This window comes from Brucella sp. BE17 (genome assembly GCF_039545455.1).
Lineage (GTDB): Bacteria > Pseudomonadota > Alphaproteobacteria > Rhizobiales > Rhizobiaceae > Brucella.
The window spans coordinates 339,422-357,089 of the sequence record NZ_CP154468.1; the positions used below are offsets into that span (position 1 = coordinate 339,422).

The following is a 17,668-nucleotide window of genomic DNA, read 5'->3' on the forward strand; positions in this document are numbered from 1 at the left end:
GATGAGACAGCGGAGAGCCATTGAGGATTTGGAACATGCGCGTGTTTGTTACTGGGGCGACAGGATTTGTTGGCACTGCTGTTGTTCGTGAACTGGTCAATGCCGGATATCGCGTATCGGGCCTCGCCCGGTCGGCGGCTGCCGCCGGAATGCTGACGGCAATGGGGGCTGAGGCCCATGCCGGTGATCTCGACGACTTTGAAAGCCTGCGACAGGGTATTCAGCGGGCAGATGCTGTTATCCATACGGCATTCAACCATGACTTCTCGCAGTTCAGGGAGAGTTGTGAAGCCGACCGGAGTGTGATTGGGTTGTTCGGTGACGAACTTGCAGGCTCTGACCGACCGCTGATCATTACATCCGCCATCGGGGTTTTACCCAAGGGCGGGACCGTGACCGAAGAAACCGATCCCGTAGAAGGCAGCGCGGCAAATCCTCGCTCTGCCTCGGAAGAGGCTGCACGACGTATTGTTGACCGCGGTGGATTAGTGTCAGTGATCCGGCTGGCCCCTTCGGTTCATGGTGAGGGCGATCATGCCTTTGTGCCGACGCTGATCCGCTTGGCGCGTGAAACGGGTGTTTCCGCTTATGAGGGTGAGGGACGTAACCTCTGGCCCACCGTCCACAGGCTGGATGCGGCGCGGCTCTACCGGCTGGCATTGGAAAAGGGTTTTGCAGGCGCGCGCTATCACGCCGTGGCCGAAGACGGTGTTGCTTTTCGTGATATCGCGACAGCCATCGGTGATGGGCTTAGTATTCCGGTCGTCAGCAAGACCCTAGAAGAGGCGGCAGCACATTTCGACTGGTTTTCACATTTCGCTAGGATGGATGTCAGGGCATCAAATGTCTGGACATGTGCTCAGCTTGGATGGGAACCGGGGCAGCCCGACCTGATCTCTGATCTTAAACTGGGCCACTACTTCAATCTCTGATCGTCCTGTCACGGGTATTCCGGCTGTTTGCCAGCAAAAGGCTACCTGGCTCAAAGCGCCTTTGCGCAAACTGCCTTCCGATACTACACCATCGGCTTATCATCGCGCCGCCGTTGCCCGACCATGAGGGCCAGGCAGACGGATCGCCCGGCGCGTATTCAGACCATACCACCGTTGGCGCGCAGCACCTGACCGTTGATCCACGCTCCATCGGGGCCTGAAAGGAACGACACCGCCGCAGCAATATCCTCAGGTGTGCCCAGCCGTTCCAGCGGGTTCATCTGCGCCAACCGGGCAATCAGCTCATCAGATTTTCCGTTGATAAACAAGTCGGTGGCAGTCGGGCCAGGGGCGACCGCATTGACCGTGATATTACGGCCCCGCATCTCTTTGGCCATAATGCCTGTCAAAGCCTCGACGGCCGCCTTGGTGGCCGCATACACTCCATAGCTTTCCAGCTTCAGCCCCACCACCGATGTCGATAGATTGACGACCCGCCCGCCGCTGCGCAGCCGATTGGCCGCCTGACGCAGGGTGTTGATCGTTCCCTTAAGGTTGATATCGATCTGGCGATCAATGGTTTCATCCTCCACGTTGGCTAGGGAAGATAACACCATCACACCTGCATTGTTGACGAGCACATCGATACCGCCGAATTCGGCCTCGGCAGCATCGAACAGCATTTTGACCTGCGCGGCGTCGGAGACATCAGCTTGAAGGGCAATCGCTTTGCCACCCTGAATTGTGATATCGCGGACAAAGCTCGTGGCGGCTTCGGTGCTTCCGGCATAGTTTACGATGACGGCAAGCCCATCTTGGGCAAGGCGACGGGCGATTGCCGCGCCTATTCCGCGAGATGCACCAGTGACGATTGCGGTTTTAACTGACTGTGACATGATATGTTCTCCTGTTGCGTGGTAAAATCACGCTTTGAAGAATAGATAGACCAAATCTGAGTGCCGTATAATGGTGGGTTTTTCGCTCTTACTATCCGAAAATCACAAATAATGGCGGGGCGGCTCTTTACTGAAGTCGATCTTCCCCAGCCAGTCCAGGAAGACCCGGACGCGCGGGGAAAGCTGCCGGTCACGCGGATAGAGTGCCGAAACCGGCATGGGCGCTGGAGGCATATCAGGGAGAATTTCGACCAGCCGCTTCTCTGCAAGATCGCGGATAAATCGGTAGCGCGGTGCTTGGATGATCCCTAGCCCCTGTCGAGCGGCGGCGGCCAGGGTGTCAGCCGCAGTCACTGTCAGTGCAATCTTCGGACGGCGTTCGATAAACTTGCCGTCGACGCAGAACTCCAGCGGAAACGGCACGCCGGTCGCGGAGGATCGGAATGCTACCATCCGGTGCCCTGCCAGATCGTCGGGCGATTTAGGCACTCCGTAACGCTCAAGATAGGCAGGGGAAGCAAGCGTTACTTCCTCCAGTTCACCGAGCCGACGGGAGAACAGCTCGCTGTCGGCGGGTATCCCGACCCTGACAACGCAGTCCACTCCCGCCTTGAGCAAATCAACCAGCGCGTCGCCCTCAGACAAAACCAGATCAAGTGCGGGATATTGTTCCAGAAATGCCGGAAGCCCCGGCAAGATGAAGTTGCGGGCAAGCGTGCCATGGGCATTCACATGCAGCCGGCCCTCGGCCTTTTGGCCTGAAAATGCCGCCTCTGCATCCTCCATGCCCGCGACCAGTGCAAGACATCTTGCATACCACGCCTCGCCATCCTCCGTCGGAACAACAAGCCTTGTGGAGCGGTCTATCAGTCGCACGCCGAGCTTGCGTTCGATCCGTTTAACCGCGTCGCTGGCTGTGGATGCAGGAATGCCCAGATCACGTGCGGCCTGACTGAAACTACGGGTTTCCACAATCCGGGCGAAAATGCGCATTGCCTCGATCCGGTCCATCCGGTGCTCCCTGTTTGGGGGCAATCAGCCCAATTTGCTCTCGCATATTAATCGCTACTCGCTGTTATGACAATTCGTGATTTTCGGATTCTATATCCCGAATGGCCTGGGTTGTTCAGGAAACCCACGATACCCTAGGTTCGGACCTCGGCTTTTGAAGGTACCCCCTGTGGGGGGAGAAACACGAGGATCAAATGAAAATCCCACAGACCAGACATGTTGCGCTGGCTTTCTTTATGCTTTCGAGCGCTGGCGAGGCCATTGCGCAGGATGTTGATGCAGCCTTTCGCCGACGCTGTGCCAGTTGCCACGCGCTTGAAGAAGGCGTCAACCGCACCGGGCCGTCGCTGGCCAATATCTTCGGCCGCACGGCAGGAACGCTCGAGGGCGCGCGTTACTCGTCAGCCATGCGCGACGCGGATTTCATCTGGGACAAAGCCAGCCTCGACGCCTTCCTTGAAGCCCCGCGTTCGGTTGTTCCCGGCACCTCGATGGCCGCGTCCGTCCGCAACGCCGAAGAACGCAGCAGTATCATCGAATTCCTGAGCGACAGGCCCTGACCACTCCTCTAAACCCCGGGCCCCCCCGATCCAGCACAATGGAGACACCCATGATTACCCTGAGCGTGAACGGCACCGATATGCGGGTGGACGCCCCACCCGAAACGAGCCTTCTGTGGGTGCTACGAGAACATCTTGGCCTTACAGGCACGAAATTTGGCTGCGGAGCCGGGCAATGCGGCGCTTGCACGATTCATCTCGACAGCTTTGCGACCTTTGCCTGCCAACTAACGCTGCAAGATATCGAGGGTGGGGCGATCACCACCATCGAAGGCCTGTCCCCCGATGGCGCGCATCCGCTGCAACGGGCGTGGATCGACGAGCAGGTTCCCCAATGTGGCTATTGCCAGTCAGGTCAGATCATGCAGGCGGCAGCTCTGCTGCAACACAATCCGCAGCCGGACCGGCAAGAGATCATCGACGCCATGGCCGGGAATATCTGCCGTTGCGGGACCTATAGCCGCATTATTCACGCCATCGAACGCGTCGCACAGGAGGGATGATCCATGAAAGACGGCCTAATGTTTTCCCGTCGTCGGCTGCTGACGGGTTCCGGTGCACTCTGTATCGCTTTTCTCGCAGGCGGACGGCTTGATATTTCACGCGGCGCTGCTCAGGCACAGGACAGCGTGGATGTGGACTTTGGACCCTGGGTACGCATTGCGGCTGATGGCCGGATCACGATCCGATGTGCCGCTACCGAAATGGGTCAGGGGATATCAACGGCTCTGCCGATGATCCTAGCCGAAGAGATGGATGCAGACTGGCAAACGGTGGAGACCGAACAGGTCTCGGGCGGGGCACCTGACGTCTACGGCAACCCGAAGATTGGCGGCATTCTCTATACTGCGGGCAGCACGTCGATCGAGGGATACTTTGATACGATGCGTCGGGCTGGCGCGACGGTTCGCCAGGTTTTGATCCATATGGCTGCAGCTCAGCTGGAGGTTTCGCCGGACAGCCTTGACACCCGTGCAGGCCAGGTGTTGCACCACGCATCCGGGCGGATGATGCCCTATGGCGAGGTCGCGCAACTGCCGCTTCCCGAAAGGGCTCTGCCTGAAGTTAACGAAGATGACTATAAATCGCCCGCGTCATGGCGGATCATCGGCCAGAATGTTCCGCGCCTCGATATATCGGCTAAATCACGCGGAGAAACCCGCTATTCACTTGATGTCCGGGTGCCGGGTATGGCCTATGCAGTGCAGATTCTTGCGCCAGTGGAAGGCGAGACCCCGCAGGTGATCGACGATGCCGTGGCCCGGAGCCTGCCCGGTGTGGTCGATATTGTCGCGCTGGAAAACCGCGTCAACGTACTGGCGGAAAGCCTTGAGGCCGCGCTTGCGGCGCGCGATCTGGTCCGAGTTGAATGGACCAACGTTTCTCCTTTCCGCAGCGCAGACAGCGAGACCATGCTGGACGCGTTAATCACCAGCGCGGGCGATGAGGCGCTGCCCGCCGTTACGTGGCACAAGCGTGGTGATCTGGACGCGACCATCCCGCAGAGCATCAAAACGTTCACCGCGACCTATGCGACGGAGCCGGTCTATCATGCCCAGATGGAGCCGCTTTGCGCGCTCGCCAATGTCGATGAGGATGGGAAAGGCGCCGAAGTCTGGCTTGGAACTCAAAGCCAATCGGTGACGATTATGGTTGCGGCTGGGGTTCTGAAGACGACTCCTGATCGTATTCGCTTCCATTCGATGCAGATGGGGGGCGGGTTCGGACGACGCACAGTTTTTGCACGTGAGCAGCTGCGCGACGCCCTTTTGCTCTCTGCCGGCCTACGGCGCGCGGTAAAACTCATCTGGACCCGCGAGGATGATGTGAAGAATGGCTGGTTCCGCCCTGCCGGGGCGCATCATTTCAGTGGTCTGCTGAACGATGCGGGAGACCTTATCGGGATGCGGCATCGTATAGCGTCGCCGTCAATTGTCGAATTTGCGCAGCCTGCCATGTGGGAAAGCGGGGACAAACGAGACCTACTGGTAATGGAAGGCAGCGAAAGTACCGATTACGACATTCCGAACCTCGTCGCGGAACATGTCATCGTGCCGCGACAGATCCGTGTGGCTGCATGGCGCGGCATCGGCGCAGGCCAGGTCTGTTTTGCGCGAGAATGTTTCATAGACGAGATAGCGAATAGCGTCGGCAGTGATCCTGTCAATTACCGCCGCCGCCTGTTGGCTAAAAGCCCACGCGGCCTTGCTGTGCTCGAAGAGGTTCTGCGGTTGTCCGATTATGGCAACGCTCCCGAGGGACGTGCGCATGGCCTCGCCTTTGCCGGGTACAAGGAGAGCCGTGGCGCTGGTGTGGCAGAGGTCTCGGTGGATGAGGATACCGGCCAAATCCGGGTGCACAAATTTTGGGCCGTGGCAGATGTCGGCTTGGTCATTCACCCCGAAAATCTACGCGCTCAGATCGAAGGGGGCGTGATCTTCGGCCTTTCCGGCCTTTTACGCGAAAGGATTACGGTGAAAGGTGGCATGGTGGAGCAGTCGAATTTTTATGACTATGATGTGTTGCGCATGACTGACATGCCCATAATCACTGTCGGCGTGGTCACTTCAAAGGCGGCACCGACCGGGGCGGGTGAGATTGGAGTGCCTATGACCGGTGGTGCCGTTGCAAATGCGGTCTTCGGGTTGACCGGCAAACGGATCAGACAGATGCCGTTCGTTCGCGATGGGCAGACCTAAAGCGTGTTGCATTTTGACATAGTCAGAGAGAGCGCTTTAGGTTTCTGCTTTTAAAATGTTTTTATCCAAAAAAGGGTTTCCGCGGGTGGAAGAGATGCTTTAGCTACGTCTGTGGTTGTCGCCGATGTGCAAGGGCTTTTAAATTATCGGGTGCCATGCTTCGGAGGTCCCAATGGAGCTGATATCAAAGGCAATTTCTCGCTCGCCGCCGCATTTTATCGTGGCAACCGTCGGTCATGATGGAGACGTTATTCTGCATTCAGACGATCGGAGAAACGCCGGCTCGCTATGGCGCGCCGGGCATCTCAGCAAGGATCAGGGTTCACCATCCCTATGGATGATAAAGGAGCTTGGCGGGGCAATGTCATCATTGAACGGTAGCCCCTGGATCAGATCCACTGCAACGCGCGTTGAGAGCTTTTCTGATATTCCTCGCTCCCGAGCACGATGTCTTCACTTTAAAACCTTGCGCCAACCCCCATTTTGGCACCTGCCGAAGTCTCGCCGTCGCCTTCGATATTAAACAGCAGCCCAACGTCGATATTCCACGCATTCTCCGTTTGTAGAGCGAAGCCGGCAGAGACCTGACCAAAAGCACCGGAACCGTCAAGGCCGGAAAAACCGCCTGTCAGACCGAGCTTCGGTCTAAGAACAGCATGGTTTTCGAGCTTGAATTGACGAGTGATCTCCGCGCCAAAGCTGACGCGAAACTGTTCTTCTGTAAACCCGCGCATGTCGATTGTATCGCCATTGTCATTTTCGACCGCATAATCATCGACTTTTTCCGAAAAGTAGACGGCGCGCAGCTTTGGGACGAGCGTGGTGGTTTCGTCCAGGTTCCATTGTCCCTTGATGGAGGTGTCGAACAGCCAGCGAGTTGTATCGAATGAGCCATCCCAGAAGGCGGTGTCGATGCTGTTGGACGAGCCTCCATAAAGCAGGCTCGTATCCCAGAAGACGCCCCGGCCGATTTCGAACGATGCGTAGGGTCCTGCAAGCCAGCCATTGCCTTTGAGCTCTGCATCTTTATCGGTCGGATCGGTCATCCGATCATAATGGAGACTGACACCGATGAGCGCGCGGTCTGAAAGCAGATAGTCTGCGCCAGAGGAGATCATGCCAAAATTACCCCATTTGCTGCCGTTCTCATCGCGATTGTGCATCATGAATGTGCCGTCGATCCATATATTGAACGCAGACAATCCGACCGCACCCAAACCATTGGCGTAGTTTTCTGCAGCTTCCATCTGAAGGAGGCTTGTAGAGAAAGAGGTGGTGAGACCGTTGGCAGACGGTGACATGCGCGCGGTGAGTGGATCGTTGACGTTGGCCAGTTGGCGGCGTTCCAGCAATCCAGGTACCTCGATAGTCGAGACAATCATATTCTGGCGTGAGCGAACAAAGCCATGCACCAGCCCGTCAATCTCGGACGTCACCTCAGCTGCATCATAGCCAAGACTATAGGTGACTGTTCCCGTGTTGGATGTACCCAAGGTGCTTGTAAGGCGGAACTGCACCATCACCTTCCCTGAATAGGCTTTGTTCGGTATAAATTTCAGGTACCAGCCTATTGGTGTAGCACCGCTTGCCTGCGCGAATTCACCATTGACGATCGAGGCGGTCCCAGCATTGGCTGGTTGTACCGCAACAATAGCGGCCGCGCTGAACGGCCCCCCGGTTGCGCCTCTCGTCAGATCAACGTTGCTTGGTGTCGATCCAGCGGGAACATCAATAAATTTGTCGGTTACGCTCACAGCGCGTTCCTTGACGGGCAGTGTATAGGCCGCTCTTGCCGTCGCCCCGTTATTATCTCGTACCTCGATGGTGAAGCTGTACTCCTTCGCCGCTGCATCCGCTGCCAGAGGACCATTAAGCGCACCAGTGGAGATGTTGAGGATCATGCCGGGAGGAAGGGAACCGGAAGCGAGGCTGTAGACCAAAGCGCCCGTTCCGCCCTTGGCCGATATCTGCTGGCTGTAATCCTCACCCGCCATGGCCGCAGGCAGGCTGCCTGCTGCTGGAGTAAAGATGAAGCTTGGTGCTGCGTTGACCTTCAGCGTATAGGTTGCAGAGCCCGTATTGGCCGGTGAGGCACTATCAGTGGCGTTAACAACCACGGTATAATTGCCTGCCGTGGTTGGTGTTCCGGTAATAGCGCCGCTTTTTGGTTCGATCGAGAGGCCAGACGGCAGCCTTGCTGCCGAATAGGTATAGGGAGCCGTTCCATTCGTGACTGTCACGGACCGGCTATAGGTTTCTCCCACATTGGCAGCAGGCAGGCTGCCTGCTGCTGGAGTAAAGATGAAGCTCGGTGCTGCGTTGACTGTCAGCGTATAGGTTGCAGAGCCCGTATTGGCCGGTGAGGCATTATCACTGGCGTTAACGACCACGGTATAATTGCCTGCCGTGGTTGGTGAGCCGGTAATAGCGCCGCTTTTTGGTTCGATCGAGAGGCCAGACGGCAGCCCTGTTGCTGAATAGGTATAGGGAGCCGTTCCATTCGTGATCGTCACGGATCGGTTATAGGTCTCTCCCACATTGGCTGCAGCCAGAGCACCCGAATCCGGTGAGAAGGCAAGCGTCACCGGTGACGTGGTCACGCGAAGGCTGTAACTCGCCGATCCGGTGGCATCATACCTATCGGTGGCGGTGATGGTGAAATTGTACGTGCCGTTAACGGTGGGTGTGCCGGAGATCGTTCCGCTCAAAGCGTCGAGCATCAAGCCTGCAGGCAATACACCGCCAGTGATTGCATAGCCATAGGGTGCGTTTCCGCCAGAAGCAACAATGGACTGGGTATAGGCTGTGTTCAACGAGCCACCGGTAAGATTGCCGCCGGTCGGCGTAAAGGTGAAAGTGGGTGCCGTAACAGTGACGCTAATCTGGGCTGGTGCCGAGGTGCCCGTGGCATTGGTGGCGGTGTAGGTAAAGCTGTCGGGACCCCAAAAGCCCGACGTAGGAGTATAGGTGATCGCCGTGCCGGATGCGGATGGTGCGCCATGACTGGCTGGCGTGGCGACCGCTACAGAGTCTGCCAATCCGCCACTGATGTTCAATGTAATTGGATTATTCGTGGAATTGGCTTGAACCGTCACACTAACCGGGTTCGCAACTGGAGCAGGTAATGCCGCAGTTGGTGTCACCGTATTGGATGCGGCCGAGGCGCCGCTGATTCCCGCACTATTGGTGGCGGTGACGGTGAAGGTGTAGCTGGTACCGTTGGTCAGCCCGGTGATGGTGATTGGGCTTGCCGAACCCGTTGCGGTGATGCCTCCCGGACTGGAGGTAACGGTATAGTCTGTCACCTCAACACCGCCATTGCTGGCTGGCGGAGTAAAGCTGACGATGGCTTCCCCGTCTCCTGTGGAAGCCGAGCCGATGGTTGGAGCACCAGGCGCAACCGCATGGACCGTGAATGTCTGGCCGACTGTGGTTGCTGCGTGATAGGCGTTGTCACCCGCCTGATCTGCATTGATGGTACACTCGCCAGCCGCCAGAAAAGTGAGTGTTCCCTCGGGGGTGATGGTGCAGACACCAGCGGTAGCAGAGCTGAATATGGGTGTCAGGCCCGAGCTGGCGGACGCTGTCAGCGTCGGCGATGTTCCGAAATTCTGAGCACCCGGATTGCTGAAACTTATGGTCTGGTTGCCTTTGGGCGTCACCGAATTGGATGCGGCAGAGGCGTTACTGGTTCCTGCGCTGTTGGTGGCGGTGACGGTGAAGGTATAAGGAGTGCCATTTGTCAGTCCGGGGATGGTGATCGGGCTTGCCGAATTGGTTGCGGTGATACCACCCGGACTGGAGGTCACGGTATAGTCTGTCACGTCAGCACCGCCATTGAAGGCTGGCGAGGTAAAGCTGATGACAGCTGCCCCGTCTTCTGCTGAAGCCGAGCCGATGGTTGGAGCACCGGGCGCAACCGCAAGGACGTTGAAACTCCGGCTGACTGTTTCTGCCGGCAGATAGGTGCTATCGCCAGACTGATCGGCATTGATGGTACAGCTGCCAGTCGCCAGAAAAGTGAGTGTTCCTTCGGGGGTGGTGGTGCAGACGCCAGTGGTCGAAGAGCTGAAAGTGGGCGTCAGCCCGGAACTGACGGTTGCGGACACCGTCGGCGCTGTCCCGAAATTCTGAGCGCCGGGATTGTTGAAGATTATGGTCTGGCTCGTCTTGTAAGTATAGGCCCCTGTCGCCGTCACGCTCCCTCCGGGAGTGGTGACAATCACATCGACCACCCCTGCCGTATGTGATGGCGTTGTGGCAGTGATTTGCGTCGCGGAAACATTGCTGATGTTGGTTGCAGCATTGCCGCCAAAGGTCACACCGCTGGTGTCGCTTAAATTCGTGCCGTTAATGGTGACGCTATCGCCACCGCTTGCGGAACCAGTTTCAGGGGAAACTCCGGTGACTGTGGGAGGAGAGGCGGGTGTTCCTGCTGAGCAGCTTGCAGTAAAGGTGAGGGTGTTATTGCTCGGCGGGTTGATATCTTGGGTTACTAAAAGAATTATTTGTAGATTATCGTGTTCGCTCGTGGCTGTGAAGTTACCAGACCGGTTTATGTTTCCGTTTAGATTGCTGGCATCATCAATAATTTCATTAAAGTTGTCGATTATTATGGTGTAGGATGCTGCGGCGCCGTTCGAAGTCCCTGTCGTCGAACCTGACCATGAAATATATTCGCCCGCAGTCAATCCCTGATAGTCTTTCTCTTCGACATCCGAACCCGAAAGAAAACGTCCAGCACCATAATCTGTATTAATCTGGCTACACGCCGCGGAGAGCGCTGCATGCGCGTCGGTAATGTTGCCCAGGCTGCTGCAAATGAGAATCAGAAAGCCTGCGAAAGCAGGAAAAAAAGCAATACACCTCTGTTTCAGACTGATTCCGAAAACGTGTTCTGAAACGGCACGAAAAATCTTATCCCAAAAAGAGATATCACTGCGCATGCTTGCCCCCGCTAAAGTCACGCTAGGCGGCCATGCTTAATCAATTTGGGCATCGATCAGAACTGTAGGGCCGCAACTACAGGCTGTCCCCCGTTAGATTGCAATCAGGAGCTAACCATTATTCGATGAAGGGTTCTGCTGCAATATATTATTATGGCCTAAGCGAGGACATTGTCGCGATTTTATACACTATGTTGCCATAATGTCGGTCTCGTAAAATACGTCCGCTGCACATCGAATGGAATTTCTTTCTGCGCAGAAAGACGATTCGTTTTATTTTTTCTAGTTGCAAAAGCGCGTTTATTTGTCATGATCAGCAAGTCATATCGCAGCAAAATCTGGGGTATTTCAAAAGGGGGGATTTCATGGACGCGTACCTTACGACAATTTTGCCGATTGCTTTTGATTGGGCGCCTCAAGGCTGGCTTCAATGCAATGGGCAATCATTGCCTGTATCGCAATCTGAGGCCGTTTTCGCGCTTATAGGATCAAGATATGGCGGGGATGGCCGGACCAATTTCAATATCCCAGATTTACGTGGAACGTTTCCGATCGGCTATGGGCAACGGCCGTCAGGGGTGAATTATCCCATAGCAAGTAAAGGCGGTAATGACGTTATTCAATTGACGCAGAACCAGCTTCCGGCCCACGCACATGTTGCGACATTCACACCCACAGGAACGGCCACATTCAATATTCCGGCGCAGTCAGGATCTCAGACTGCAACATTAAAAGCGAACGGGACGGCTGGTACACTTCAAAATCCAACGACAGGTTCGGTTCTCGCCGGTGGCGGTTCAGCATCGGTTCGGTTTTATGGTACCGCAGCCAGCGATCAGGTTGATCTTCATAATAGTAGCGTAACTCTCTCTGGAGATGCACCTACGGCCGCGCAGACTGTGCAAACCAATGCGATTACAGGTGGAAATGTTTCCGTCGGTGTTACAGGCGCAAGCGCTCCCATTGATGCGCGGCCACCCTACCTTGCAATTAATTTCATCTTCTGCATAGCCGGCATATACCCGTACAGGCCATGATGCTTTCCCGACTGACCGCTGAAAACTTTGCTCCCTTTATTGGGATGACGATTGCTTTGACCGGCGATGATGATCCGGTCGAGGCTGTATTGAAAGAGATTGTGCACCACCCAAAAACCGCGGCACCAAACGCTGTGCGAGGTGCTTTCAGTCTTATTTTATCCGTTCGGCAGGATAGTTTTTCTGAGGTGACAGGGGGCCATTACATCATTGTTTGCGACGGTCTTGGTCCGATCGGTCCTGTTTATATAGAGCGTGTGCTCAGCTTTGAAACTGGCATTATTTGTCTCGAGATCGTCTTCAATTAAAGAATACCGTGGCGTTAAGACATCGCGGCAATTTTGCAGTTATGGCACGGATTTTCAGGAGGCAAGCACTTCGGATAAGGTGCGGATATTCAACACGCTCAAGGATAGATTGGCCCTCAACGCTTATGAATGGTTTCGCCGGTTCTTTTGTATTTGGAGAAAACCTGACGCTGCGGCTTGTTGGGACGAGCGATCAGGATTTCATTTTCCAGCTTTTCTTGGAGACGCGCCCATGGCTGTCATGGGCGGAAGGTAATAAGGATTTTATTCGCGCTCTCTATGAGCAACAGTTCAAAGCCCTGCGTACGGGCCTTGAAAGTGTTTATCCCGATCATTTTGATTTTATCATCGAACGGTTGGGGTCGCCCGTAGGGCGTGCCATCATTGATCTGGGATTTACAGACTGGCGGATTTCAGAACTTCAAATCCTGAAACTGGCAAGGGGAAAAGGTATCGGTTCCAGTGTTATAGAAGGATTGCAGGTTGCTGCCACGAAGGCAAATATCGCCTTAACGCTCTCGACTCCCATGTTTGGTTCCAACGGTTTTCCCATTTATCAGCGGCTTGGTTTTGAGATTGTACAGTCACAACCGCCGATGATCCATATGGCGTGGTTTCCTCCGGGACATAACGCAAGAATGCAAGTGTTTCGGTCCGATTGATCAAGCCAATTTCTGGTGCAGTTTCAGCTGTTGTCATATTCACCAAATTAATAGGCTCTCATTTTAAGCCCCCAAGCAGCTCGGTTCGTGACACATATGCCAATGGCTTCCCTCACGCCTCTTATTTGTATCATCGATACTGGCGTTCACCTTGCCTCTTTACCAGCAGATGCAAATATTGCAGGCATAGACCTGACCGATCCAGACGGGCCGGACGGATGGCGTGAGGAGAAGCAAACGCATGCAACCCTGACTTGCCTGTCTATCCTGAAAACATATCCGAAATGCCGCATCTTTGTCGTTAAGATCGTGGCTGCTGCTGGCCTAACCAGCAATGTGGGGATTGTGATTGAGGCGTTCGATTGGATCTGCCGAAATGCAGAAAGCCTAAAAATTTCCGTAGTTTGCGTACCGCTTGCCGATATGAGCCACAATGAGAATGATGAGGTTTACAGGTTTACGCCGGCGCAGAAATATGTATCGCATCTTCGCGATGTCGGCATTGCCACCGTTGCTGCGGCAGGCAATTGGGGCCGGAACTATCCAAATCAAGGTATGGCGTGGCCGGCGATATTGCGGGAGGTTGTAAGTGTTGGGGCGGCATTTGACCATGAAAATGCCATTAAAATCCTTCCCTCCTCGCAGCGGCTCGCACCGAGTGCCGATACTCCTTGCCGGACAAGTATTTTTGCCGTGTGTGATGAGACTTCAGGGACGAGTGGCGCGTCAGCCGTCATTTCCGCGCGACTTGCACTGTTAAGAACGCAAGCGCCGGAAGCTTCTGTGGCCGAACTTGTCTCGAAACTGGTTGAGGATTCCACGTCCATCCTTGATGATCAAGGATGGACGTGGACTGTTTCCCGTAGCAATTTACGAAACTCTACCTGAAAAGGCATATCAAACTGCTGCTTCGTCCTTCATGGCAATAGCTTGGACAGTACCGGCCACGATGGACGTGGCTCCTATTACAAGCGCTGCAAGAAGAATTTTGGGGTTACGCGACCAGGTACCCAATGACAGCACTATCTGACCGAGATACTTGGTCAGGCCCGCAAGGAATTCCGACCATGTGTCTACCCCGCTTTTGGACGATGACATGAACCTGAGCGTCTTGAGGAGTGTATTCATGACACCGAATATAAGGTCGACAGCTGACCCAGCAATCGTATCCTTATACCTGTCCGCCCCGGAAATGCGGTAATTGCCTTGTGCGATCGCGGTAGAGAACTGGTTTGATCGCTTGATGATGCTGATACCCTTCCAGGCGACTTGACACAGACCGACCGAAACCAGCAGGGCCTGCAAAAGTGTTTCCTTGCTAGAAAGATTTTTTGTTGCGGTTATGGTTTCACCAAGCACATTGCTACCGAACAGCATGAGCGCGCCGACTGCGTCTTTGGCCTTCATCAGCCTGCCATAAGTGCTATTTTCCATGCCTGTGGCCCCTGCTGCGACAACTTTGTTGGCGGAGAAGGCGCTATAGGCAAGATAAACTGTTCCAAATACAGGCGCAGCAATTGCCATCAACCTGTCCCATGTTCGCTGCTGGGCAGGGCGGTCTTCGCCGCCCGATTGGACGAACACGGCATTGTCACCGTTCCACGCCTCGAGTTCGCGCGGCGGTCGTTTGCCGGTGGCGATCTTGTAGATAAGCGTGGTCGGGATGGCGACAATGAGTGAGAGGACATCGATCAGACGGAAACTCGTATCGATCTTTTTGCCTGAGACCATCTCAATCAACGTTTCGATGAAAGGCAGCCGAATTTTCGAGAATAAAATGTCATGGAGCAGCCCGAGCAACTTATCGGCCACTTCAAGCAGCTTGATGATTATTACCTCGACAGAACCGAGCGCCGTCTCTGCCAGCCGTAATGCAATGACCGCAAGGACGCGCTGGATTGTATCGAGCGTGAGATCACCAATGTCGAAATCGGGGCCGACGATCGATTGGATATCATCCTTAAGTGCATCCCAGCCTTCCTTCACCGTCTCGAGAATCATCCCTGTTTCCATCTCGGGTTCTTCTTCACCCTCAGGCTCCGGGGTCTCGATCTGGATAATTTTCGAGAAGATCGCATTAAGATTGTCCGCCAGCCAGGAGGAAACGCCATTATTCTGCGCCGCTTCCATCTTGGTGTTTGGCGCTGCGTTGCCGGCGACTGTTGTTCCTGATTTTCCCGCCTTGGGGGCCGGAAGTTTCTTGTAATCGCGAATGCCGAGATCGTGAGCGAAGGAGGCGATGTTGTCTCGCAGGCTATCGATGGCAGTGGAGACAACGCGCTTACCGGCTTTCGTATCCTGGCGAGCCGATTTAAGACGCTGTTCGATGCCATTTGATATGATGTTTCGTACGATCAGCACATCATCCCAGTCGAACAGGAATTTAAGGTATTCCCAGACTTTTCCTGCAGCATCGACCACGCTGTCCCAGAGATTGGAGAAAAAGCCGCCGATCTCCTCAAGGGTGTTGATGACGAAGTCTTTTACCTTGCCAGCGATCTCGCATACGAAACGAATGCCGTCACCCACCTTCTTGATCACGTAAGAAACACCATTATCCAGCGCTGTCCATATGCTTTCAAGTGCATCCGAAAGTGTTTCACCTATCCCCTTCAGGAAGCCACCTGTTTCACGGTGCGAGGGTCTGTCGATGCCGACAGAGACCTGAATACCCCCGTCCGCCGCTTTAACACTGAGACCATAGTTCTGCGGCAAGTTCATGGGGTCAATCGCGGTCACGAAAGGCGCATCTGGCTTGACGAAACTGATGCCGTTGACGCCGCTATTGCTGCGCGGAGAAAGGAGGGCGGCATTGTTGAGGGCATTAGCAAAAGCCTCGACCTGGCCTGCGCTATCTGGTTGCCGTATTGCCGGTGAAAGAAGGGGACTGCCGTCGTCAAGCTTGGCGTCATGCAGGTTTTTCGCGGAAAGAGTCCGAAAACGTTCAAATATACCAGCGGAAGGCATGATTTCGATAGCATTGTCATGTCCAGGCAAATGCAGTCGATAGCTCGCTGGAGTGAATGTGTCGGCCCGATTAAAAATTCCAATCGAGCCATCTTCCTTTGTGGTAATCTCAAGCGGCAGGTCCGGCCCAACCAGCACGCTCTCGCCATTCACGACGAGATTGGAAAGAACTGAAGCGGTTAGCTGAATAGGAACCTGGGCTCGAGGTGTTCTGTTTTTCGTGAGAACCCTGAAATTCGTGCCAAAACAGGCCACCTTGGAACCTGAATCGGGATCTGCGACGCGAATCGGCGCTTCTTGCCAGATACCTTGCTGTTGAGCATCCCGCCAAAGGTAGCTGGCTTCACCACGCCTGTAGACGAGAATAACCGCTGTCGTATGATGATTATCGGCCCGCACGGGCGCGACTTCGGTGACGCCTTTTCGGATACACAGCGGTGGGCTCCAGTCATCATCAGCATTATCGCGTGTTGTCGTCCAAAGGCGGTTTACACCGTCGATAGCCCAGATGGTTGCATCCCCGTCGGGACCTTCAGCCACAACAAGACGCGCGATCCCCTTGACGAATGCGGGGTCCATGACTGTCTTGCAAGGCGCGGCACGGCCATCATCAAAGCTATCGGCTGCGATGGTGTGAATACCATCGCCACCAATATAAAGGTTGGCACCATCGTCGGTGGGGAAGCCCAGCGCTAGAACGCGCGCGCCTGCAGGACACGACCACAGTCGTATAGGTGGCGTGGATTGTATTCGTCCTTGTGCGTCAAGGCGCGGAATCGCACGGCTTTGCAGTCCTGTCGCACCGCGTGCATCCCGCCCCAGACAGTGTATAGCCTGCTCGTCATCACCGAGTGAGCCCAGATCGAAACTATCGACCTGCGACAATGATACACCTGTGTTCAACTGGATTGCCTGAGAAAAAGACTTTGCTGGCAGGCGGCTGTCGAGAAGATAGGTCCTGCCAGCAGGGCCATCCCGCCCGGAAATAATCGCTTGCCACGCCCCGTCTTCCTTCCGTGCGATCTTGACGGCACGCACGTCAAAATCCCGCCCGCTCCAATCTTCCCAGTCAATTGTCGAAAAGTCGCTGGTTTCACTGTCCAAACTGGGTGCAATATAGATCTGGCAGCGATCTTTGTTTTCGGCATTTCTGGTTGCAACAATGATGGATATTTTGCCCTCCGCATCCCAATCGATATCAAATGCCGCGACTTGCATTTCCTTGCCGCTCATCATCGCAAATGCGTGGTTAAGATCGATCCGTTCCCATCCGGCCGTGGCTTCCTGTGTTTTGCGCACGAGGTGCAATGCGCCTTTGGTTCCCAGTGTAAAAACCATAGGGCATAACGCATTAGGGCGGTGGTCTGGAACGGCGAGCACCCTGTTTTGGTATTGCGATATCTGGCTCTCGGAAGCGAGTTCACTCTCGCCGAAGGTGCGGGCAGGCTCAAAATAGTCAATGATGTCGGTAGAAGAGGTAAAATAGTCGCGCTTGCCGTCGCTACGGGCAAGGTCAAATCGGACGAAGTTTGGTGTGGTCATGATCCTGTCCTCCCGGACTTTTCCGCTACCGGCGGGCTGCCAATCCTCAACCGTCGGGGCGTTGGTGTTTAAACTCCATATGCATGCTTTTGAACGTTTGGATCGACG

At 55.1% G+C, this 17,668-nt stretch carries 12 protein-coding genes; 8 read left to right on the top strand and 4 right to left on the bottom strand.

All coding sequences use genetic code 11. The features are described 5' to 3' along the window. The first annotated feature begins 35 nt into the window (after positions 1 to 35). Entirely contained in the window at positions 36 to 932 is an 897-nt protein-coding gene (locus AAIB41_RS13045) for an SDR family oxidoreductase (RefSeq protein ID WP_343315719.1), read from the top strand. A 158-nt stretch (positions 933 to 1,090) separates the two neighbouring features. Here AAIB41_RS13045 and AAIB41_RS13050 read toward each other — a convergent pair whose 3' ends face one another. Beyond that, positions 1,091 to 1,828: an SDR family oxidoreductase gene (locus AAIB41_RS13050; RefSeq protein ID WP_343315720.1), complete on the bottom strand. Its 738-nt coding sequence runs from the start codon at positions 1,826 to 1,828 to the stop codon at positions 1,091 to 1,093. A 102-nt stretch (positions 1,829 to 1,930) separates the two neighbouring features. Continuing rightward, the gene (locus AAIB41_RS13055) at positions 1,931 to 2,839 is read right to left on the bottom strand and encodes a LysR family transcriptional regulator (protein ID WP_343315721.1); all 909 of its coding nucleotides are present in this window, start codon (positions 2,837 to 2,839) and stop codon (positions 1,931 to 1,933) included. A 194-nt stretch (positions 2,840 to 3,033) separates the two neighbouring features. On the opposite strand from AAIB41_RS13055, the gene AAIB41_RS13060 reads away from it, so the two are divergent. Genes AAIB41_RS13060 through AAIB41_RS13070 form a run of 3 tightly spaced genes read left to right on the top strand, consistent with a single transcriptional unit; the run spans position 3,034 to position 6,098 of the window. Beyond that, the gene (locus AAIB41_RS13060; protein ID WP_343315722.1) at positions 3,034 to 3,399 is read left to right on the top strand and encodes a c-type cytochrome; all 366 of its coding nucleotides are present in this window, start codon (positions 3,034 to 3,036) and stop codon (positions 3,397 to 3,399) included. Between the two features lie 50 nt (positions 3,400 to 3,449). After that, on the top strand, positions 3,450 to 3,902 hold the full coding sequence (locus AAIB41_RS13065; protein WP_343315723.1) for a (2Fe-2S)-binding protein: 453 nt from the start codon (positions 3,450 to 3,452) through the stop codon (positions 3,900 to 3,902). Positions 3,903 to 3,905: 3 nt separating this feature from the next. After that, a complete protein-coding gene (locus AAIB41_RS13070; protein ID WP_343315724.1) occupies positions 3,906 to 6,098 on the top strand; it encodes a molybdopterin cofactor-binding domain-containing protein in 2,193 nt (730 codons plus the stop codon). 458 nt (positions 6,099 to 6,556) lie between these two features. Here AAIB41_RS13070 and AAIB41_RS13075 read toward each other — a convergent pair whose 3' ends face one another. Beyond that, the gene (locus AAIB41_RS13075) at positions 6,557 to 11,044 is read right to left on the bottom strand and encodes a putative Ig domain-containing protein (protein ID WP_343315725.1); all 4,488 of its coding nucleotides are present in this window, start codon (positions 11,042 to 11,044) and stop codon (positions 6,557 to 6,559) included. A gap of 365 nt (positions 11,045 to 11,409) precedes the next feature. Here AAIB41_RS13075 and AAIB41_RS13080 point away from each other — a divergent pair, with 365 nt between their 5' ends. The 4 genes from AAIB41_RS13080 (at position 11,410) to AAIB41_RS13095 (ending at position 13,939) form a co-directional block, all read left to right on the top strand. Continuing rightward, entirely contained in the window at positions 11,410 to 12,081 is a 672-nt protein-coding gene (locus AAIB41_RS13080) for a tail fiber protein (RefSeq protein ID WP_343315726.1), read from the top strand. Further along, the gene (locus AAIB41_RS13085; RefSeq protein WP_343315727.1) at positions 12,078 to 12,389 is read left to right on the top strand and encodes a hypothetical protein; all 312 of its coding nucleotides are present in this window, start codon (positions 12,078 to 12,080) and stop codon (positions 12,387 to 12,389) included. Before AAIB41_RS13080 ends, AAIB41_RS13085 begins: the two co-directional genes overlap by 4 nt. A gap of 41 nt (positions 12,390 to 12,430) precedes the next feature. After that, positions 12,431 to 13,051 (top strand): GNAT family N-acetyltransferase, encoded by a 621-nt coding sequence (locus tag AAIB41_RS13090; RefSeq protein ID WP_343315728.1) that lies wholly within the window; start codon positions 12,431 to 12,433, stop codon positions 13,049 to 13,051. A 102-nt stretch (positions 13,052 to 13,153) separates the two neighbouring features. Beyond that, positions 13,154 to 13,939 carry a S8 family serine peptidase gene (locus tag AAIB41_RS13095; RefSeq protein ID WP_343315729.1) on the top strand — a complete coding sequence of 262 codons (786 nt, stop codon included), beginning with the start codon at positions 13,154 to 13,156 and terminating at the stop codon, positions 13,937 to 13,939. 9 nt (positions 13,940 to 13,948) lie between these two features. Here AAIB41_RS13095 and AAIB41_RS13100 read toward each other — a convergent pair whose 3' ends face one another. Beyond that, positions 13,949 to 17,560 carry a hypothetical protein gene (locus AAIB41_RS13100; RefSeq protein WP_343315730.1) on the bottom strand — a complete coding sequence of 1,204 codons (3,612 nt, stop codon included), beginning with the start codon at positions 17,558 to 17,560 and terminating at the stop codon, positions 13,949 to 13,951. Positions 17,561 to 17,668: the final 108 nt, after the last annotated feature.